This window comes from Gordonia liuliyuniae, assembly GCF_021738805.1.
Lineage (GTDB): Bacteria > Actinomycetota > Actinomycetes > Mycobacteriales > Mycobacteriaceae > Gordonia > Gordonia liuliyuniae.
In genome coordinates this window covers 173,985-194,874 of record NZ_JAKKOR010000007.1, presented here as the reverse complement: position 1 = coordinate 194,874, position 20,890 = coordinate 173,985, and the positions used below count along the sequence as shown (strand labels likewise).

The window sequence follows — 20,890 nt, the reverse complement described above, 5'->3', positions numbered from 1 at the left end:
CCAGGGATTCCCGCCGATCGATCCGATCGGCGGGAATCCCTGTTTCGCTCCCGATACGCTTGCGGCATGCGGAATCTGGTGTTGTCAGTCATCGGCGATGATCGTCCCGGACTCGTGTCGGCTCTCGCTGATGCGGTCGCGGGAAACGGCGGCAACTGGGAGCGCAGCCAGCTCGCGCAGTTGGCGGGCAAGTTCGCGGGCATCGTCGCCGTCGCGGTCCCTGCGGAGCACGCCGACGGGCTGATCGCCGCCGTCACCGGACTCGACGGACTCCTTGAGGTGGCCGTCCACGCAGGCGGTGAGCCGCCCCGCGACGGAAAGCGGACCGCGTTGACGATCGACGTCCTCGGGAACGACCGACCCGGGATCGTGCAGGAACTGTCGACCGCGTTGAGCCTGCACGATGTAAGCATCGAGAAGCTGACCACCCGAACGCGTGAAGCGCCGATGGCGGGCGGCATGCTGTTCGAGGCAACGCTCGACGTGCTTGTGCCGTCGGGCACCGACCTTGCCGCGGTCCGAGCCGACGTGGAACGCATCGCCGCTGAGTTGTTGGTGGACCTGGAGTTCGGCGGAGAGTGAGCCGGGGGAGCGACAGAGACGACGAGAGCCCCCGCCGATCACGGCGGGGGCTCTCGTTCAGCTTCTTTCTCGGCTGGTGAGGACCGATCAGAAAGCGGCTTCGTCGAGCTCCATGAGCTCGTTGTCGACGTTGTTCTCGACGATGTGGCGGATCGCGGTGAGCTGCGGGAGCATGTTCTTTGCGAAGAAGCGGCCCGAGGTGACCTTGCCCTGGTAGAAGGCGACGTCCTCGCCGGTGGCGCCGTTGTCGAGCGCGGCCTGCGCGACCACGGCCTGGCGCAGCAGCAGCCATCCGATGAGCAGGTCGCCGACCGACATCAGGAAGCGGACCGACGCGGTACCCACGAGGTAGAGCTGCTTCGGATCCTCCTGCGCGGCCATCAGCCAGCTGGTCAGCTTGGCTGCCATCGCCTGCACGTCTTCCAGAGCGGTCTTGAGCAGCGCACGCTCGTCGGCGAAGCCCTCGCCGCCTTCGATGAACTGCTGGACCTGGCCTGCGACATGCGCCAGCGCCTGGCCCTTGTCGCGGATGATCTTGCGGAAGAAGAAGTCCTGCGCCTGGATGGCGGTGGTGCCCTCGTACAGCGAGTCGATCTTCGAGTCGCGGATGTACTGCTCGATCGGGTAGTCCTGCAGGAAGCCCGAACCGCCGAGGGTCTGCAGCGACTCGGTGAGCTTCTCGTACGCACGCTCGGAGCCGACGCCCTTGACGATCGGGAGGAGCAGGTCGTTCACCTTGTGCGCGAGCTCGGCGTCGGCGCCCGACACGATCTCGGCGGCGGCCGGGTCCTGGTGCGACGCGGTGTACAGGTAGATGGCGCGCAGACCCTCGGCGTAGGTCTTCTGGGTCAGCAGTGCCCGACGCACATCCGGGTGGTGGGTGATGGTCACGCGCGGAGCGGCCTTGTCCATCATCTGGGTCAGGTCGGCGCCCTGGACACGCTCCTTGGCGTACTCGAGAGCGTTCAGGTAACCGGTCGACAGGGTCGAGATGGCCTTGGTGCCGACCATCATGCGAGCGTGCTCGATGACGTCGAACATCTGGGCGATGCCCGAGTGGACCTCGCCGACAAGCCAACCCTTGGCGGGTGTCCCGTGCAGGCCGAAGCTGAGCTCGCAGGTCGCCGACGCCTTGATGCCCATCTTGTGCTCGACGTTGGTGACGAAGGCGCCGTTGCGGTCGCCCAGTTCGCCGGTCTCGTGGTCGAAGTGGAACTTGGGGACGAAGAACAGTGACAGGCCCTTGGTGCCCGGGCCGGCACCCTCGGGGCGCGCGAGCACCAAGTGGAAGATGTTCTCGGTCATGTCCTGGTCGGCCGAGGTGATGAAGCGCTTCACACCCTCGATGTGCCACGTGCCGTCTTCCTGGCGCGTCGCCTTGGTGGTGCCCGCACCGACGTCCGAACCGGCGTCCGGCTCGGTCAGGACCATGGTGGCGCCCCAGCCGCGCTCCGCGCAGATCGTCGCCCACTTCTTCTGCTCATCGGTGCCGTTGTCGTAGAAGATGTTCGCGAAGCCCGAACCGGCCGCGTACATGAACACCGGCGGGTTGGCGCCGAGAATCATCTCGCCGATGGCCCAGTACAGCGAGCGCGGGGCCGGAAGTCCGCCCAGTTCCTCGTCGACGCCGACCTTGTCCCAGCCGGCCTCAATGAGTGCGTGGTACGACTTCGCGAAGGTCTCCGGGATGGTGACGCTGTGCTCGTTCGGGTCGAACACCGGCGGGTTACGATCCGCATCGGTGAAGGAGTCGGCGATGACGCCCTCGGACAGGTTCTTGACCTCGCGGAGCATGTCGACGGCGGTCTCGTGATCGAGGTCGCCGAACTGTCCGGACTCGAGGACCTTGTCGAGTTCGTACATCTCGAAGAGGTTGAAGTGCAGATCGCGGAGGTTGGACTTGTAATGGCCCATGGGAACGTTCCTAACCGATGATTGAGAGGCTGTCCGGCTATGTTACTTGCCGGTAACTATGGACAGATTATCGCTCGATACTTGCCGAGGCAACTACAGACGGGTGTGGTCCCGCTAACAAATGCAAGCGGATGTCGCGGCGTTCGCTGTTCAGTGGCTGCGCAGGTAGGACAGGTCGTCGGCGATACCGTCCGACGGCGTCTCCAGTACGCCAGGTGCTCCGGCCGTCTTCATCAACTCCGCCAGAACGTCGGGAGCGATGTGGCCCGACTCGATGTTCGCGTGCCGGTCACGACCGGAATCGAACTCGTCCCGCGAATTGTTGAGGTGGATCAGGTCAATCCGTCCGGTGATCGCCTTGATCCGTTCGACGAGGCCGACGAGGTCCTCACCGCCCGCCCATGCATGGCAGGTGTCCAGGCAGAATCCTGCCTGATCGTAGTCGCCGACCGCGTCCCACAGACGCTCGATCGACTCCAGCGTGCGTGCCATTGCGTGCGAGCCGCCTGCAGTGTTCTCGATCAGGATCGGGACGCCGAAACCGCCCTTGTCGGCCTGTCTCTCGAACAGCTTGCGCCAGTTGGCGAACCCCGCGGCGGCGTCCTCCCCGTCGCGAAGATGTCCGCCGTGGACGACGAGGCCGATCGCCCCGAGATCCTTGGCAGCGTCCGCCTGCTGCTCGACGGCCTTGCGCGACGGCATGCGCAGTCGGTTGTTCAGGCTTGCGACATTGATCTGGTAGCTCGAATGCACCACCACGTCGATCGGCGACTCGCGAATCTCATCGGCATGCGGGTGCGGCTGCGGCTTCTTCCAGCCTTGAGGGTCGGTCACGAACATCTGGAAGATGTCGATCCCGAGCTCGTTTGCGGTGGCGACGGGGTTCTCGTCCTGACGAAGATGGGCTCCGATACGCATGAGCCAACGATATGGGAGACGGCCATATAGGGATATAGCCCAGGCGCCTCGTCAGACGTTGCGGTCGTCTCCGACGAACGGGCTGTCTTCGGAGTACGCGGACCGCGGCGTGACCTCCCGGAAGTCGATCATGGCGCGAGTGTTGTCCACGGCGGTCACCAGACCGATGCCGAACTGGCCGTGCTCGTCGAACAGATTCGCGGTGCCGGCCGAGACGCCAGCGTTCTCGAGGTGGCTGTCGGATTCGACGCCGACCCGGTCGCCCTCGGGGAGTCGGCTTAGCGCGACCGTCAGGTCGCAGTTGATGAAGCCGATGCCGCCCTCGCCCCAGTTGGTGGCCAGGCTCGTGCCCTCCGCCGCGATCACGGCGCGCTGGAACGCGGTGAGGGGCTCGTCGGGCAGCACGTTGATCGGTCTGCTCCACAGGCGACGTCGGTTGCCGTTCTGGAATGCGCCCATGCCAGAGCTCCAGTCGTGCTCGGTGTCGGAGAACCGGGTGTGGAAGTCGCCGACGGGGGTCGCTGGGACGGCGATCGGCTCGTCGGGGCGGGACCAGCGCGTTCCCGGCGGGTTGTCGCCCTGTTTCAGGAACACGACATTGCCCTGCGCGACGAGCGTGCCGGTCTCGTCGTTTCCGGTCTCGTCGTGCTGGCGAACGCTCACCTGCACGACGCGGATGCGGCGCCCGTCGCGGAGGGTCTGCGTCTGTGTGCTCGTCGGCAGCCTGCGCGCTGACTTGAATAGTTCCAGCGTGAACCGTGCAGGCAACCACCCTTCGCGGGAGTGGTCGCGTTCCGCGGCGTACGCGGCGAGGCCGCACACTGCTGGGCCGTTCAACGCGTCCGGCCCCCACAAGCTCATCGCGAAACGTGTCGGGTCGGCGCGTTGTGAATCGCCGGGGGTGAAGAACGACGTCTGAGACATGTTCTCCGACGTTACGCTTTCACTATGACTGTCAATTCAGCCCCGTCTGCTCTGCCCGATTCCGCGGTCAACGCCGTCCGGTCTTTCCTGATCACGACGTCGATCGTCGGCATCGCCCTCGGCATCACCGCACTCGTGTGGCCGGGCGTGACGTTGACTGTGGTCGCGATCCTGTTCGGTGTGTCCCTCGTGGTGGCCGGGTTGATCCGTCTGTTCGTGGCGTTCGCGACCACTGCGGCGCCGTTTGGCTCCCGGATGCTGCTCGCCGTGTTCGGTGGCATCGTGCTCGCCGCCGGCGTCCTGGCGATCCTCAACCCGTCCGAATCATTGACCCTGCTCGGCATCTTCATCGGCGTCGGATGGATCTTCGCAGGCCTCCAGGATCTGTTCGGCGCGCAGCTGTCCGTATACCTGGTGCCGCGCTGGCTGGTGATCGTCTCGGGCATCGTGTCCGTGGCCGCGGGTATCGCGATGATCGTGCTGCCCGCCATCTGGACGCTCAGCACCATCCTGTGGTTCATCGCGATCATGTTGATCGCGGTCAGCATCGTCACGCTGTTCGCGCTGCCCGCCAAGCGGAAAGCCTGACCGCGGGCACAACTCTCATATGGACACCGGGCCCGAATTCGTTGGAGGAGCGGAACGGCTGATTTTGTGAGACGTGTGCCAGCGGAGTCGGACGCGGCAGCGTTATGCCGCCACGCGTGGGGCGAGTGAATCCGTCGTCGCCGATGTCCGGGCGCCGTCGTCGACGAGCGCGCGGTTCCACCGGTCCAACACGGTGACGAGGTCGGCGGCGTGGATCAACCGGACGCCGTCGACGAGGCCGGTGGCGGCGAGTTTGGCCGCCTCCGGCGACTGTGCGGCGGCCGCGCCGAGCAGTAGGTCGGCGCCGGACCGGTCGGAGTCCCACATGGCGTCGGCCGTCGTCATGCACAAGGCGGCAGCCGACCTCGACTGGTCGAGGTGAATCATCGCCCACCCCCAGTGGCGGGCGACGTCGACGGTGTCGCCACCGCCGCGGCCGTGGGTGCGCACATACTTGGCGTGAAGCTCACTGCACAGCAGATTCGAATCCATCCAGAGATTCAGATGCGACATGCAACGCACGCAGTCATGGAGGGCGGCAAGGTATTTCACCGAGTACGGGCCTTCTCTGCGGGACCGAATCTCGCGGAGGACCGAATAGTCGGCGAGCGCGTGACTGAACTCGCCCGCGTCGTACAGTTCGCGCGCCTGGGAGTTCAACTCGTCGAGCATGCCTCCATAGTGCCCTGCATCACACTGTGGCGTGGGTGAATCACCTCTACGCTCGAGCTCCGTCGCGGGTCCGGTGCATGATGCCATGCTGGGGGCATGACCGATCGTCGTGATCTCAGCCGGTGGGCGCTGGTGTCCATGGCGGCGGCGATCGTGACGATCGTGCTCAAGACGGTGGCCTGGCAGCTGACCGGATCGGTCGGTCTGTTGTCGGACGCGGCGGAGTCCGTGGTCAACCTCGTCGCATCGGTCGGCGCGTTCGTGGCCCTGCGTATCGCGGCCCGTCCATCCGACGACGACCACAATTTCGGGCACTCCAAGAGCGAGTACTTCTCCGCGGTCGTCGAAGGCGTGATGATCGTGGTCGCTGCCTCATTCATCTGCTATTCGGCCATCGACCGACTCATCCACCCCGAGGAACTCGAGTCGGTCGGGCTCGGACTGGGGATCTCGGTGATCGCAAGCGTCGTCAACGGGCTCGTCGCGTGGAAGCTGATGTCGGTGGGTCGGGCGCACCGGTCCGCGGCGCTGGAAGCCGACGGCAAACACCTGCTCACCGATGTGTGGACGACGGCCGGAGTGATCGTCGGCGTCGGGCTCGTCGCGATCACCGGGTGGGCCCGGCTGGATGCTCTCGTCGCGATCGCGGTCGCCGTCAATATCATCGTTGTCGGGTGGCGCCTGGTGCGCGATTCGACGATGGGGCTGATGGACACCGTGATCCCCGCCGCCGACCGCGCCGTCGTCGACGAGGTGCTCGATAATTTCCGCTCGGCGGGAGTCGATTTCCACGACGTCCGCACCCGCGAAGCCGGACACGTGCGCTTCGTGCAGTTGCACATGCTGGTCCCCGGCGATTGGACGGTGCGCCGCGGACACGACTTGGCCGAAGAGGTCGAGGCCGCGCTGTACGCAGCCGTCGACGACCTCCGCTGCACCATCCACATCGAACCGATCGACGATCCGCGCAGTTACGAGCCGTGGCGGCGATGACGGACCTACCCTGAAGCCATGAGTGAATCTGACGACCGCGACGGCGACTACTCCGTCGACGACGATGACCAACTCCAACCGGAGGACACACTGCTCGACGAGGAAGTCGGGGATGTCCTCGACCGCGGTTACTCGCCGCCCGACTACGAGCCAGGCGGGCACGAGCACGACAGCCTCGACTCAAGGCTCGCCGAGGAGGTTCCGGAGACGGCCGCCGCCGACAACGACCCGGACTTTCCCGAGCCGGAGGACGCAGGTGAACAACGGTCGGGTCGGCTCGTCTCGTCGGACGACGACTCCAACGTCTTCGGCCGAGACGCCGGAGTCGACGGCGCGGGCGCGACCGCAGAAGAGGCCGCCGTTCACATCGTGGAGTAGCTGCGACGGGAGCCTTCGGCAGCCGGGCGGGCCAAGGTTCGATAACGTTTTCCCATGGATCGTGACCGGATGCTCGAAGTCGGTGTCGGCCTGGTGTCGCGTTTCGGGGCGAAGGCACTAAGCCTGACGTCAGTAGCTCGGCACGCAGGCGTCGCGCGTGCCACCGCGTATCGGATGTTCGGCGGCCGCGACGCATTGGTGGACGCGATCGTCTCGCACGAACTGGAGCAACTGCGTCTGCGTCTGGCCGAATGGGGGGCCGACGAAGCCGACGCCGCCGAACGCGTCCGGGTGCGCGTCCTCAAGTCGCTGGAGTACATCCGCGCACATGACGCGCTCCAATACGTTCTGCGCGAGGAACCTGAGGAGATAGTCCGAGCCCTCGTGTCCCCCGGCCTCGCGAGTCCAAGTCTCGTCGAGCGGGTCGTCGACATGAGCATCGTCGACGTGTCCGACGCGGAGGCGCAGGAACTGTACCCCGATCCGCGCGCTGCGGCGGAGTTCCTGGTGCGCGTCGTCTACTCGTGCATGTTGGTGCCGGGCAGCTCGATGAGTGACGAACAGGTCGCCGATCTGGTGGTACGCGCGGTCATCCGCTGAGACGAGTCCATCGAGGAACGAGTCGCTGCGAGCTCGTCCTGCCGTGGCGGCGCGGCCGTTCGTCGCCTTCGGCCCGATGGCCCGACCGTTCACCTCGGCTCGGGAACCGCCCGTCGACGCCGCCCGGCTTTCGGCCGCTCACATCCGGTGAAGCCGCCGTCGCTACCGATAGGCTGGACGTCATGACAGGCTCTGGCGCCCGCAGCATCTACGTCGCATCAGCCGAAGGAGACACGGGGAAGTCGACCGTCGCGCTCGGGGTCCTCGCCCTGCTCGCCGCGACCGGCGGACGTGTCGGCGTGTTCCGGCCGATCGCCCGCGCCGGGGCGGGGGAACGCGACTACATCCTCGACCTTCTCCTGCAGTTCACGTCGGTCGACATCTCGTACGACGACTGCATCGGCGTCACCTACGACGAGGTGCACGCCGACCCAGATTCCGCGATCGCCGACATCGTCGCCCGCTTCCACACGGTCGCCGACCAGTGCGACAACGTGCTGGTGATCGGCTCGGATTACACGGACATCGCATCGCCGTCCGAGTTGAGCTACAACGCGCGGATCGCCGCGAACCTGTCGTCGCCGATCATCCTGGTGGTGAAGGCACTCGACCGAGAGCCTGCGGAGATCCGTGCGCTCGCCGAGATGCTGATGGCCGACATCAAGGGATCGCACGCGTCGACGGTCGGCATCGTTGCCAACCGGTGCGATCCGGCAGCGCTGATCGACGTCGCGAACGCCCTGCGTGACACCGGCGTCCGAGCGTGGGCGCTGCCCGAGGATCCGGTGTTGACGGCGCCGACGATCGGCGAACTCCAGGAGGCGCTCGGGGCTACCCTGTACAGCGGCGACCGAGACCTTCTCGACCGGGAAGCACTCGATGTGATGGTCGGGGGGATGACCGTCGAACACATTCTGGAGCGGTTGAGCGAGTCGATGGCGGTCATCGCGCCCGCCGACCGCTCGGACGTGCTGCTGGCCCTGGTGAACGCGAACGCCGCCGAAGGGTTCCCGCGACTGTCGGGGATCATCATGAACGGCGGGTTGCGGCCGCATCCGATGATCGAAGGGCTCGTCAAAGGTCTGCGACCGACCCTGCCGATCCTGATGAGCGAGCACGGGACATACGAGACAGCACGGATCGCGTCGTCGACGCGCGGACGCATGTCGTCGGCGTCGGTGCGCAAGATCGACGCCGCGCTGGCCCTCATGGAACGCCACGTGTCGGCGACCGAGCTGGTCGACGAGCTGAATCTGCACGTCCCGGAGGTCGTCACCCCGCAGATGTTCGAGTACCAGCTGATGTCGCAGGCACGGTCGGACGTGCAACACATCGTGCTGCCGGAGGGCGGTGACGACCGCATCCTGCGGGCCACCGACCGGCTGGTGCGTCGGCGGGTCGCGAAGCTGACCCTGCTCGGCAACCCGGAGGCGGTGCGCCGCCGGGCGAACGAACTCGGCATCGACCTGTCGAGTGTCGACGTCATCGACCCGGCGTCGTCGGAACTGGTCGACGAGTTCGCCGACACGTACACCGAGTTGCGCAAACATAAGGGCATGACGCGCGATCGCGCGCTCGAAGTGGTGCGCGACGAATCGTACTTCGGGACGATGCTGCTGCACACCGGCCGCGTCGACGGCATGGTGTCGGGCGCCGTGCACACCACCGCGCAGACGATTCGGCCCGCGTTCGAGATCGTCAAGACGGTGCCCGGCGTTTCCACCGTGTCGAGCGTGTTCTTCATGTGTCTGGCCGACAAGGTCCTCACCTACGGGGACTGCGCGGTGGTACCCGACCCGACGGCCGAAGAGCTCGCCGACATCGCCATCTCGTCGGCCCGCACCGCGGAGGCGTTTGGGATCTCGTCGAGAGTCGCGATGCTGTCGTATTCGACCGGTGGATCAGGGTCGGGCAAGGACGTCGAGAAGGTCGTGGCCGCAACGGATCTGGTCCGCGAACGGTCGCCGGAGCTGTTGGTCGAAGGGCCCATCCAGTACGACGCCGCGATCGAGCCGAGCGTCGCAGCCACGAAGATGCCCGACTCGCCGGTCGCCGGACGCGCGACGGTGCTGATCTTCCCCGACCTGAACACGGGCAACAACACGTACAAGGCCGTCCAACGCAGCGCGGGCGCCATCGCGATCGGCCCCGTCCTGCAGGGTTTGAACAAGCCGATGAACGATCTGTCGCGTGGTGCGCTCGTGTCGGACATCGTCAACACTGTCGCGATCACCGCGATCCAAGCACAGAACATCAAGAAGGGAATCGACAAGTGAGCGCGGTCATCGAAGGATCCGTTCTGGTGGTGAACGCCGGCTCGTCGTCACTCAAATACCAGGTGCTCGACCCGGCGACCGAAGAGGTCATCGCCGACGGTCTCGCCGAACGGATCGGGGAGCAGGGCTCGTCGATCAAGCACTGGTATCGCGGCACCGAGGTCCGCCGCGAGGTCGCGCTGCCCGACCACGAGGCGGCGATCGCACTGGTCGTCGAACTGTTCGCTGAGGAGGGCGTGGACGTCGCGGAGTCGGGGCTGGCAGCCGTCGGCCACCGCGTGGTCCACGGCGGCCGCAGCTTCTTCGAGCCGACGTTGATCACCGAGAGGGTGCGTTCGGAGATCGTGCGGATCTCATCGCTGGCGCCCCTGCACAATCCGGCCAACCTGACCGGGATCGACGCGGTGAGCGCGTTGCTTCCCGACGTTCCCGCGGTGGCCGTCTTCGACACCGCGTTCTTCAGCCACCTGCCTGACGAGACAGCGCATTACGCGCTCGACGCGGAGGTCGCAGCCAAGTATGCGATCCGCCGCTACGGCTTCCACGGGACCAGCCACGAGTATGTGTCGCAGCGTGCCGCAGAGTTTCTCGGCCACGCGCCGAGCGACATCAATCAGATCGTGCTGCATCTGGGCAACGGGGCGTCGGCATCGGCCATCCGCGGCGGGGTCCCGTTCGACACGACAATGGGCATGACACCGCTCGAAGGCCTGGTGATGGGGACGCGCACCGGCGACATCGACGCGGGCATCGTCTTCCATCTCGCTCGGGTCGCCGACATGTCGATCGAGGACATCGACGTGCTGTTCAACAAGCGCTCCGGACTCAAGGGACTGTGCGGTGAGAACGACTTCCGCGCGATTCTCGAACGCATCGACGCCGGCGACGAGGCCGCAACGCAGGCGTACCTCGTCTACCTGCATCGTCTGCGCCGATACATCGGCGCATACATGATCGAGTTGGGTCGGGTCGACGCGATCGTGTTCACGGCGGGCGTCGGGGAGAACGCCGCACCGGTGCGAGCCGACTCGCTGGCGGGGCTCGAGCGCTACGGCGTGGTGATCGATTCCGAACGCAATGCGGTCCGGTCCGATGAGCCTCGCGTGATCTCGACCGATGACTCGCCGGTCGCGGTGCTGGTGGTGCCGACCAACGAAGAACTCGCGATCGCGCGGGCGGCGGTCGCTGTCGCCGGCTGACTGCGGCCCCTCCCGAGGTGAGAAGTCCTTCCGCCCGTGTGTAGCGGCGGTGCGAGCGGGCGGCTGAGGCCGGGTCGGTTCAAGGACGCGCACCATCAGACGAAGTCGGACGCCGACGGGTCCGACGGCCGATATGCTGTGCGTCGTGCCTGGCGAATCCGGAGTCTCCGACGAACCTCGTCGTTCGACCCTTCGTGAGGAGGACGACGCCAAGGTTGCTCCCGCCGTCCGGGCCACCGCCGCGTGGACGTGGCGCCTTCTCATCATCGGCGTAGGCGTCGCAGCCCTCGCATGGCTGTTCCACCGGTTCGAGGACGTCCTGTTTCCGACGGCGCTCGCCTTACTGCTCACGGCCATGCTGCGCCCAAGCGTGGAGTGGGCCACCGGCAAGCGAGTGCCGAGGATCGTAGCCGTACTGACGGCGGTGATCGCCACGATTGTGGTCGTCATCGGGCTGGTCGCGTTCGCCGTCCAGCAGGGTGTAGCGTCCGGCTCCGAACTGGTCTCCGAGTTCACCGACACGGTGAACGACGCACGGAAGTGGTTGACCGACAGCAATCTTCCCATCAGCGACGACACAATCAGCTCCATATCGACAGACCTGATCCACTGGGCCAAGACCAACGAGGCGACGCTGGCGTCCGGCGCCCTCGGGACCGCCGAGTTCGCCGTACGCATCGGCAGCGGCGCGCTGCTGACCGTCTTCTTGGTGATCTTCTTCCTGTACGACGGCCACCGCCTCTGGCGCTACGTCACCAGACTCGTGCCCGAAAGTAGTCGCCACCGGGTTCGGGGTGCGAGTGCCGCAGGATTCCGGACACTCGAGTCGTACGTTCGTGCCACCGTGATCGTCGCCGCCATCGACGCGACGGTGATCGGCATCGGACTGGCGCTCCTCGGCGTTCCGCTCGCGCTGCCGCTGGTCCTGATCATCTTCCTCGGCTCGTTCATCCCGATAGTCGGTTCGTTCGTGTCGGGCACACTCGCCGTCGTCGTCACGTTGACGACGCAGGGACTGCTCAACGCCGTGATCGTCCTCGCCATCCTGGTGTTCGTGATGGCGTTCGAGAGTCACATCCTGCAGCCGTTCGTCCTCGGACGTTCGGTGCGACTGCACCCCGTCGCCGTGATTCTGGCGATCGCGCTCGGGCTCCTGCTGGCCGGTATCGTCGGCGGTCTCCTCGCCGTACCTCTCGTCGCCTTCCTCGACACCGCGTTCACCTGGAACCCGGACAAGAAGATCGCACCGCCCGAAGAGAGCCGCTTCTCCAAGTGGCTACGCAAAAAGTTCGGCCCACTGCGTCGGGAGGACGCGCCGACTCTGTGATCAGGCCGGAGGATAGGGGAACCGTCGCTACGCTCCTCGGTGAATCCACTCTGCTCAATATGCGTCTGGACCCCCACCCTCGTTCCTCGGGCAGGAGTCCAGACGCATGGCGGAGGATAGGGGATTCGAACCCCTACGGGCGTACCCGCACTGCGGTACTGTGCGATACGTGGAATTGCCTCTGACGTGCGGCGGGTTGCGGGACGGACGCATTGGGGTACATGGCGCGTCGCCGTCATGCAACGTCGGTGTTGCATCGTTCGTTGCATGAAGTCGAACGAGTGAGCGATGTCGTCCAGGCTTCGAGTTTGGGGCTTGTTTAGATGTGGGCGATTCGCCGTAGGCGGGCGTGCTCGTCGGGCTCCCCATAGCGTCAACCCGAATGCCGACCTGTCTGACGACGATCTGGAAGCGGTCGCTCGGGGCACTCGCCGCAGTTGCGCTCCATCTGGCCCTCGGGTATGGCAATTCTCGGTGTTCATGCCTGTCGGCCCGTTCCGCATGGCTACCCCGAAGCACTTAGCCTATCGACGATCTTCATGGTCTCTACGGCGACGGTGGTTACCTTGGCGATTAAGTCCACGATGTAGTGGGGGTCGTCGTGTTCGTCGCACCAGTCGTTCGGGTCATTGACGATGCCGGATGCCTTATCAGTCTTCACCTGGTAGCGATCAATGATCCAGGCAAGAGCAGATCGGGGCCCGAGCATGTAGCGTTCAGCGTCCTGCGGGATCCCAGCGATCGTCACTTTCTTGTTGTAGACGATGGTGGTTCGATCATCGACATTCTTATCCGTGCCGGGATCCTTCTTCTTCCCCCAACCGAGCTTCGTGACCCGCCAAGTCTCGCGGTCGTCAGGCCCCGCGTTCGCTTTCAGTTCCACGTCGAGCGGATAAGGGTCGACACTCTCGTAGCCGACTTGCAAATCAGCGAGTTGCCGTCCGGCCGTGGCGAGTCGGTCGAAGCGCTCTCGGCTGTCCGGCGTGGGGATGTGGGGCAGCATTTTGCGGAGGTCCGTCGCGTATGTGTACCGGTATGCCGGGTCGTGGAGGAGTCCATAGACGTAGTAGAAGATGTCGTCCTTGGTGACGGTGCCGCCAAGCGTGTCGATATAGAGGGTCCGGATGGCGTCGGTGATGTTGTCTACCCGCCGGTATCCCCACTCATCGGCCTCTCCTGCACCCGTACCGAAGTCGAGGGCACCTTCACTCGGTTCGACCTTCTCGTATGTCCAACGCGGGAAGTATTGGGCGGTGTCTAGCACATGCAGGTTCGGTAGCAGGTCGGTGATATACGGTGCGAACTCGAAGTGCGATGCTGGCCCCGTCAATACGATTCCGAGGTTTCGATGGTGGGGCGTCGGGAACATCGACGGGAGCTGGTATGTGCAGTTGTTCAGCTGTTGTCGTGGGTCGAAGTACACGTGCCGTTTGTTGAATGGCCGGTAGGAGCCGATCCGCCAGCCATCGGGGTCGATTTCGATGCGTTTTCCTTGAAGGACCTGCTTCTTGTTTACCCGGTCCCACGAGAATTTGGTGGAATCCACCGTGACCAAGTTGTTGACCTCTGAAGCTGGAGCCCTAAGCGGTGCAAGGCGATCGGCCTCGGCGTTATAGAACTCGGCCGTCCTAGATACGTTCGCACGCAGCTTTGGCATGGAGAAGTTGTAACACCAGGCGTCGCGACTGGTTGCTAGGCCACGCGAGTGCTTGGCGAAAACGGTGACGGCACCTGACCGAACGTCCTTGTTTCCGATGGCGGGCCAGGTGGAGAATTCAGCGTCGCGCTGGTCGTCCCAGTCGCCGTACTCGTTGGGGGTGATCGTTTCCCAGTCGATTGTGTCGAGGCGCCCACCAGCGACGGTGGCGAGCTTCTCGTCGCGGCTCAGGTAGTCGCCGATGTCGCGGTACAGGAGCTCCAGACCACCCGTGTGCGTTGGGTCCTTGACCCCGATCCAGATCGCTATGGTTGTACGTCCGCCGCTGCCAAATACGTTCCCCTTCTCCTTCTTGCGTAGCTCACCAGCTGTGCGAGCGTTTCCCCGCAGGTTGTAGACGTAAACGCGCGAATATTCCTCAGCGAGAGCCAGTCGAACGCCAGCTGCCGTGTTGCCGCTGATCCAGCCGCCGTTGGAGACGAAAGCGACGATGCCGGTGTCGCCGATGCGGTCGGTGGCCCATCGGAACGCCCGAAGGTAGGAGTCGTAGAGGCTGTTCTTGAGTTGTGCGGTGGAGCGTGCGGCGTAGGTGTCGGTGATCCGCTTGTCCAGGGTCGGGTAGGTGACATTGGCGTTGAGGTCGTTGGCACTGTTCTGTCCGACGGAGTAGGGCGGGTTACCGACGATCACGTTGATCGGCATTGCCAGTTGTCGGGTGATGCGCTCGTTGTTCTGCGGGAATATGACCTCATCGAAGCTGTCGCCGTCCTCGGTGATCTGGAACGTATCGGCGAGGACGATGCCTTCGAATGGCTCGTACTCGTCGGTCTCGGTGAGGGCGTGGTAGGTGGTTTCGATGTTGACTGCGGCGATGTAGTACGCCAGGAGCATGATCTCGTTGGCGTGTAGCTCGTTGGCGTATTTGCGCGCCAGGTCAGCCGGGTTGATGATCCCCGATTGCAGGAGCCGGGTCATGAAGGTGCCGGTGCCGGTGAACGGGTCGAGGATATGGACGCCGTCGTCGGTGAGGCCGCGCCCGAACGCGTCGCGGGAGGCGTGGTCGGCAGCGTGGAGTATGAAGTCGACGATCTCGGTGGGGGTGTAGACGATACCGAGGGCATCGGCTTGTTTGGCGAAGCCGAGTTTGAAGAACTTCTCGTACAGTTCGGCGATCACCTGCTGGGTGCCAGCAGCGGTAGTGACCTCCGAAGCTCGCGTGCGCACCGAGGCGTAGAAGCCTTCAAGCTTGGTGGTCTCGGCTTCCAGGCCTACGCCACCCAACGTGTCGACCATCTTCTGCATGGTGACCGAGACAGGATTGGAGTCGGCGAAGGCGTGTCCAGCGAATAGGGCGTCGAAGACGGGTTTAGTGATCAGGTGCTGGGCGAGCATGCTGATCGCGTCGTCATCGGTAATGGAGTCGTTGAGGTTGTCCCGCAGGCCGGTCACGAACTTGTGAAAGCCGTCGGAGACAGTGGCGTCGGCGTCGCCGAGGATCGCGCGGATGCGGCTGATGAGAGCTGAGGCAATGTCCGCGACATCCTTGGCCCAGTCCTCCCAGTACGTGCGGGTACCGACCTTGTCGACGATCCGGGCGTAGATTGCCTCCTGCCACTCCGAGAGTGAGAACAGCGCCATCTGCTTAGCCAGCTCACGGTCGGCCTGTGCCGGGTCAGTGGCGTACGGGTCCCCGCTCTCATCAAGACTCTCTGTCTCACCCGGACCGGGTCTCGGCGTGCTGACGGGACCGATGTGCCCGCCCAACAGGGTGCCCGAGCCCTGTCCCTTCTCCGCGGCGGCAGTGGAGTTGAGGCTGATGGAGTTGACGAACGCGTTGAACCGATCGTCGTGGGCGCGCAGCGCGTTGAGGACCTGCCACACGGTCTTGAACCGCTGGTTGTCATTGAGCGCCTTCGACGGCTCGACCCCTGCGGGCACGGCGACCGGCAGGATGATGTAGCCGTAGTCTTTGCCGTCGGCTCTGCGCATGACCCGGCCGACGGACTGGACGACGTCGACGACGCTGTTGCGGGGGTGCAGGAATAGCACCGCGTCCAGGGCAGGTACGTCGACGCCTTCGGACAGGCAGCGGGCGTTGGTCAGGATGCGACATTCGTCCTCGGCCGACGGGGCTTTGAGCCATGCCAGTTCGCGGCCCCGTTCAAGAGCGTTGAAGGTGCCATCGACGTGCCGGACCTCGCACGAGAGGTCCAGGTTCGTCTCCTCGACACCGCGGCCCTCCTCGCGGGCATCGGTCAAGAGAGTGCGGTAGCCGTCCACCACGGCCGGGAACACGTCGGCGACCTGTTTGGAGGCCTTGATGTCCTTGGCGAACGCGACGGCCCGCCGCATGGGGGCCTCGCCAGGCGTGAACCCTGTACCCGTGGGTGTGGTTCCGGCGCGTTTAGCGAGGCCGTTCCAGCAGCCAACGATCTTGGATGCGTCGTCGAGGCGGAGTTCGCCGAAGCCGGAGGACATGCCTTGCTGGACGGTGTCGGCGATCATCTCCTGGTCCACGGTCAGGACCAAGACTTTGTAGTCCGAGAGCAGACCGCGCTCAACAGCGTGACCGAACGAGAGGCGGTGGAACTCGGGCCCGTACACGTCCTCGTCATCCATCGAGGTGACCTCGGCGGAGGCGTCGTCGGCTTTGGCTTTGACCTTCTCGTCATAGATCCGTGGTGTCGCGGTCATGTATAGGCGACGGGTTGCGTGAAGGTAGTCGGCGTCGTGGATGCGCACGAAGTGCGACTCGTCCGCGTCTAGCAGGGTTACCCCGGTGGTGCGGTGGGCCTCGTCCGCGATCACCAGATCGAACGGGTCCACGCCCAGCTTCTGGGCCTCGGCGACTGCTGGCAGTGACTGGTAGGTGGTGAACACGACCGTCAGCCCGGCCGCCCGCTTCCTGTGGGCCATCTCGGCAGCCAACTGGGCCGCGTCGGTCGTTACCGGGATGGCCACGTCCACGGCAGTGATGTCTTCGGCCGAGCGCGAGACCTTTTTGTCTGAGCACACTGCGAACGCCCGCAGGTCGAGCTGGGTTTGCCCGGACCACTCACGCAGGGTCTGCGACAGTAGGGAGATCGACGGGACCGCAAACAAGATCGTGGCTTTGCCACCGTTCTCAGCCGCGGTGCGTTCGGCGATCTTCAACGCCGTGAACGTCTTACCGGTCCCGCAGGCCATGATCAGCTTGCCCCGATCATGCCCGGTGTCGAAGCCGCGGAACACCGCGTCGATCGCCTCGTGCTGATGCTTGCGCGGCTCGTGCTTGACCGCGGGGGCCAAACTGACTGTGGGGGTCTCATCTGGCCACGCGATGTCCCACGCGATCGGCGCTTCGGCAATCTCGGCCATTCCGATCCGCTGCACCGGGATCGTCTGGCCTTCGAGGGCGTCCTCGGCGTTCTTACCCCAGCGGTCCGTGGTGGAGATGATGATCCGATTCGAGAACGGTTGCTTACCGGACGCGGTGAAGAACGAGTCGATGTCCTCCTTACGGAGGGTGTGGGTCGGCTCGTAGAACTTGCACTGGATCGCCGAGTACTCGCCGGTGTCACGTTCACGGGCTACAAGGTCGATCCCGGTGTCCGGCTTACCTTGACGGCCGGGCCAGTCCATCCACCGCCACACCGACTCGTACTGCTGCGAGAGCACCGGGTCGAGTTCGAAGTACCGGACCATCAGTTCCTCGAACTTGGTGCCCCGCTCGGAGTTCGAGGGTGCCTTGCGGAATGCTTCGATGACTTCGTGGATCGACCCCATGGCCGTGCGTCTCCTGCTGTCGAAGGGGATATTCGATCAGAGTAGCGGCGACCCCGGTGGGCGGTGCGTGAACCTCTGACTGGCCAGTCCTCACCGTTCGTGACCAACCCGTAGCGGCCGAGCGTGTCACCACCGGGGGCCTCGTCGCGTCCTATGGGGACGTGTGGCTACATAAGGGGTTGGGGCTCGTCCGATTCGGGTGGCCAGTCCCCGAACATTGTCATCAGGTCGAGTTCGGCGAACAGGGTTACGACGTTCGTAGTGGTGACGACCCCGTCCCTGACCACCGCCCTGAGCGAGAAGCGGAGCGGAAATATCACCACGCGCCAGTCGTCGGACACCCACCCGTAGTCGGGTACGTCGTCGCCGGGGAGCGCCGCTGCCGCCACACGGCGGGCGTCGTCGGTGACTTCCTTACGGGCGGCGGCCTGCATTCGCGCGTTGAGACCGGCGTGCCGCTCGGCGAGCCACTCCCCGTAGCCGGACCGCCACGCGGCGGCGAGGACACCCGACGGGTATGGGTTGGTGGCGCGAAGTCCACCCGCCAGACCCGACTCGTACGCCTCCCGAAGCTCCCCTCGCGTGGACGTGCGTCGTCTATCCCCGTCCATTCGGCGAGACTAGCGTGCAGGACTGACAAGCGAGAACCGGCCGCTGCCCGTGGTGCAGATCGGCTAGCGCAAAGTTCATTCGTCCTCGTCGGCTTCGATGACGGGTCCAATGCCGAGGACCTTCTGCAGATTGTCGGCGAGGAACTGCACTGAGGATGACGTGCCCGGTGGGTTTGGGTGGGTGTGGCCATTCCGGTTGCGTCGGCGAGCGAGAGTTACCTCTGTTTCGCGGGGCGCTGTGTTGGGTGTTGGCGCGGGTCTCACGGCTTCGCCTTCATCCGTAGGACGCTGCAGACCCTGCGAGCCCGATGCACGTCCAGACCGTGTTTGCGGGCGAATGCGGTCGTGCTGGTGTCTGGGCCGGAGGCGAGGATCGCGGCCATGCGGTCGACCGTGAGGGGTTCGGCGTCTGCCCGGATGCAGTCACACCGTCGGACAGTCAGCGTCAGGTGACACAGCGGACAGCGCGCGGCATCGTCGTCGCGGTAGGCGCATAGCCCGGAGTGCCAGCGGCAGCGGTCGAGTTCGTCGCGGGGTTCGAGGTTGGGGCTATCCCAAGCGCGGGCAGTCATTGTTCGTTCTCCTGGTTGACGTGGATTGCACCTATCACGGCGGGGCTCTGCTGCCCTCCCAGCCCCCTCGGATTCGAATCGTTTGGCGGGGGTACGGGAGCGCTCACCCCCTCTAAGAGGGGGTGGTGAGCGTGCACCCCGTGGCGCGTGCACCCGCGTGCACCTACCGTGCGCTCGCGACCAGTGGCGATGAAGTCCCGCGTGCGCCTGCGTGCTCGTGGGTGAGGGCATTTCCCGGACATGCCCGCGTGCACCTTGCGTGCACCCTTATTCGTAGATCGTGGTGACCTCATGCGGGCACCCCCGCGGGCACGTAAACAGTCGGCGTGGATGCACCCGTGTACGACGGATAGGCGAGGTTCTGATCGACGAGAGTGACGAGACGACGGCGCGCCTTCTCTTTCTGCGCGCGCGTTGGTGTGAGGGTGTCGAACAGTCGGGCGGCGGCATCTTTCGCAGTGACACCACCGGATGCCCGAACGAGTGCGAGCAAGTCGTCGGCACCGTCGACGGTCATCGTCCCGGCCTGCTGGTCGTGCAGCAGGTTCCACGGGCCGACTTCGTTCATAGGCTGTTTGAGATGCCAAGCTTTCACGATAGGGTCACCCGGTGCACCGGCAAGCAGCAGCACCGACCCGGCACCTGACGTGATCCACGTAGACCCGTAAACATCGCCGATGTCTGGGCGCTTGTCGGCGGGCACCTTCCTGATGTGGTGCAGTTCGAGTAAGTCAACACCGGCACGCAGTGCGTTCTGTCGGGCCCGGTTCCAACCCGCACCGACTTCGTCGTCTGACAGGCCAATTGCAGCGTCTTTGAGGCTGTCGACGATGACCATCTGTGCACCGGCCTGCTCGGCGAGGGCCGCGAGGACTCCGGGGTGACGCGCGAGGTCATGCGGCGGCGGGCCCACCATGAACGTCAGGCGTTCGTCCAACACGTCGCGCGGGACGTCGGCGAGCTGGCGGCGTAGTGACCGCGCGGCCTGTCGTGGCCGGTCCATCGCGAGATACAGGGTGCGGTCACGCGGGGTCACTGGGAGGCCGAGCACGTCGTGTGGAGTGTCGGCGACGAGGCCGCGTGTGACGTTACCCGCGAGCGTGGTCTTCCCTACGCCTTGACCTCCGGCGATGATGAGCGATTCACCCTCGGCCAACAAGACGTCGTCGCCACGGCCCCACACCGCGGGCGTGTGCGCGGGCTGATCGTGGACGAACGACCCGCCTCCGACGAACGACGTCAACAGTGTAGGTGCCCGGTCGTCGTATCCGTCGACAACTTCGGCATTGACCGGCGCGAGGTCGGGGAGTCGCCCGGCACTCATGATGCGGCCCCCTCGGTCATGGCGTGCAGCGCGCGGACAAAACCATGCACGCGGGTGACTTCGCGGTAGTCGCGGGAGAGTCCGGCGACCGCGTCGTAGAGGCGTCCGTCGCTCGTGTATTCGACGAGCGCGGTACCCATCGCGGCGAGCTTGTCCAGTAGCAGTTGCTCGGCGATCGGGGCTACGACCTCGGCGAGGACGGCGCGTGCTGGGCTGTCGGTGACGATCGGTGCGGTCGTAGCGGCGTCGAGAACCCTGTTGGCGACGAGCTTGCCGCGGTGGCCGTCGTACTGACCGGTCTGCGATAGGCGGCCGTTCAGCGCCTCGGCGGTTGGTCGGATACCGGCGGCAGCGAGTTGCTGCGCCGCGTGGAGTACGACCGCGGTGGGCCGGTCGATGAGGGCGACGTCGGCCAGATTGAGAACGTCGAGGACGTCGGCGACGGCGTCCGCGGGTACGACCATGACCTCGGCGAGGGCTGCTATTGGGTCAGGTGTTGCCATGCGCCAATCGGTTTCGCTAGCTGGACTGTTGGGGGCCGGGCGCTTGGCCGGCGTCTGGCCCTGGCTCATTTCGGGCCGGTTCTTGTT

The 20,890-nt window shown here is 65.2% G+C and carries 17 protein-coding genes; 8 read left to right on the top strand and 9 right to left on the bottom strand.

What is annotated here, in order from left to right:
* Positions 1–66 precede the first annotated feature (66 nt).
* Complete coding sequence (locus L5G33_RS09800) at positions 67–582, top strand: glycine cleavage system transcriptional repressor (protein WP_236997988.1); 516 nt, start codon at positions 67–69, stop codon at positions 580–582.
* 87 nt (positions 583–669) lie between these two features.
* Here L5G33_RS09800 and L5G33_RS09795 read toward each other — a convergent pair whose 3' ends face one another.
* The 3 genes from L5G33_RS09795 to L5G33_RS09785 form a co-directional block, all read right to left on the bottom strand.
* Entirely contained in the window at positions 670–2,496 is a 1,827-nt protein-coding gene (locus L5G33_RS09795) for an acyl-CoA dehydrogenase (protein ID WP_236997987.1), read from the bottom strand.
* Positions 2,497–2,646: 150 nt separating this feature from the next.
* Entirely contained in the window at positions 2,647–3,414 is a 768-nt protein-coding gene (locus L5G33_RS09790; RefSeq protein ID WP_236997986.1) for a deoxyribonuclease IV, read from the bottom strand.
* Between the two features lie 51 nt (positions 3,415–3,465).
* Positions 3,466–4,338 carry an acyl-CoA thioesterase domain-containing protein gene (locus tag L5G33_RS09785; protein WP_236997985.1) on the bottom strand — a complete coding sequence of 291 codons (873 nt, stop codon included), beginning with the start codon at positions 4,336–4,338 and terminating at the stop codon, positions 3,466–3,468.
* Between the two features lie 24 nt (positions 4,339–4,362).
* Here L5G33_RS09785 and L5G33_RS09780 point away from each other — a divergent pair, with 24 nt between their 5' ends.
* Positions 4,363–4,926, top strand: coding sequence for an HdeD family acid-resistance protein (locus L5G33_RS09780; RefSeq protein WP_236997984.1), 564 nt, complete (start codon positions 4,363–4,365; stop codon positions 4,924–4,926).
* A 102-nt stretch (positions 4,927–5,028) separates the two neighbouring features.
* On the opposite strand, the gene L5G33_RS09775 is transcribed toward L5G33_RS09780, so the two are convergent.
* Positions 5,029–5,598 carry a hypothetical protein gene (locus tag L5G33_RS09775; protein WP_236997983.1) on the bottom strand — a complete coding sequence of 190 codons (570 nt, stop codon included), beginning with the start codon at positions 5,596–5,598 and terminating at the stop codon, positions 5,029–5,031.
* Between the two features lie 96 nt (positions 5,599–5,694).
* Here L5G33_RS09775 and L5G33_RS09770 point away from each other — a divergent pair, with 96 nt between their 5' ends.
* The 6 genes from L5G33_RS09770 (at position 5,695) to L5G33_RS09745 (ending at position 12,371) form a co-directional block, all read left to right on the top strand.
* Positions 5,695–6,591 carry a cation diffusion facilitator family transporter gene (locus tag L5G33_RS09770; RefSeq protein WP_236997982.1) on the top strand — a complete coding sequence of 299 codons (897 nt, stop codon included), beginning with the start codon at positions 5,695–5,697 and terminating at the stop codon, positions 6,589–6,591.
* A gap of 18 nt (positions 6,592–6,609) precedes the next feature.
* Entirely contained in the window at positions 6,610–6,969 is a 360-nt protein-coding gene (locus tag L5G33_RS09765) for a DUF5709 domain-containing protein (RefSeq protein WP_236997981.1), read from the top strand.
* Between the two features lie 54 nt (positions 6,970–7,023).
* Positions 7,024–7,569, top strand: coding sequence for a TetR/AcrR family transcriptional regulator (locus L5G33_RS09760; protein WP_236997980.1), 546 nt, complete (start codon positions 7,024–7,026; stop codon positions 7,567–7,569).
* 182 nt (positions 7,570–7,751) lie between these two features.
* Entirely contained in the window at positions 7,752–9,845 is a 2,094-nt protein-coding gene (pta, locus tag L5G33_RS09755; protein ID WP_236997979.1) for a phosphate acetyltransferase, read from the top strand.
* Entirely contained in the window at positions 9,842–11,044 is a 1,203-nt protein-coding gene (locus tag L5G33_RS09750; RefSeq protein ID WP_236997978.1) for an acetate kinase, read from the top strand. Before pta ends, L5G33_RS09750 begins: the two co-directional genes overlap by 4 nt.
* Before the next feature lie 145 nt (positions 11,045–11,189).
* On the top strand, positions 11,190–12,371 hold the full coding sequence (locus L5G33_RS09745) for an AI-2E family transporter (protein WP_236997977.1): 1,182 nt from the start codon (positions 11,190–11,192) through the stop codon (positions 12,369–12,371).
* A 505-nt stretch (positions 12,372–12,876) separates the two neighbouring features.
* Here L5G33_RS09745 and L5G33_RS09740 read toward each other — a convergent pair.
* The 5 genes from L5G33_RS09740 to L5G33_RS09720 all read right to left on the bottom strand — a co-directional run bounded on the left by L5G33_RS09740 (position 12,877) and on the right by L5G33_RS09720 (position 20,803).
* The gene (locus tag L5G33_RS09740) at positions 12,877–17,793 is read right to left on the bottom strand and encodes a DEAD/DEAH box helicase (protein WP_236997976.1); all 4,917 of its coding nucleotides are present in this window, start codon (positions 17,791–17,793) and stop codon (positions 12,877–12,879) included.
* Positions 17,794–17,960: 167 nt separating this feature from the next.
* Entirely contained in the window at positions 17,961–18,404 is a 444-nt protein-coding gene (locus L5G33_RS09735; protein ID WP_236997975.1) for a ribosome modulation factor, read from the bottom strand.
* Positions 18,405–18,664: 260 nt separating this feature from the next.
* Complete coding sequence (locus L5G33_RS09730; RefSeq protein ID WP_236997974.1) at positions 18,665–18,976, bottom strand: hypothetical protein; 312 nt, start codon at positions 18,974–18,976, stop codon at positions 18,665–18,667.
* Positions 18,977–19,265: 289 nt separating this feature from the next.
* Entirely contained in the window at positions 19,266–20,300 is a 1,035-nt protein-coding gene (locus tag L5G33_RS09725) for an AAA family ATPase (RefSeq protein ID WP_236997973.1), read from the bottom strand.
* Positions 20,297–20,803, bottom strand: coding sequence for a hypothetical protein (locus tag L5G33_RS09720; RefSeq protein ID WP_236997972.1), 507 nt, complete (start codon positions 20,801–20,803; stop codon positions 20,297–20,299). Before L5G33_RS09720 ends, L5G33_RS09725 begins: the two co-directional genes overlap by 4 nt.
* Between the last annotated feature and the right edge of the window lie 87 nt (positions 20,804–20,890).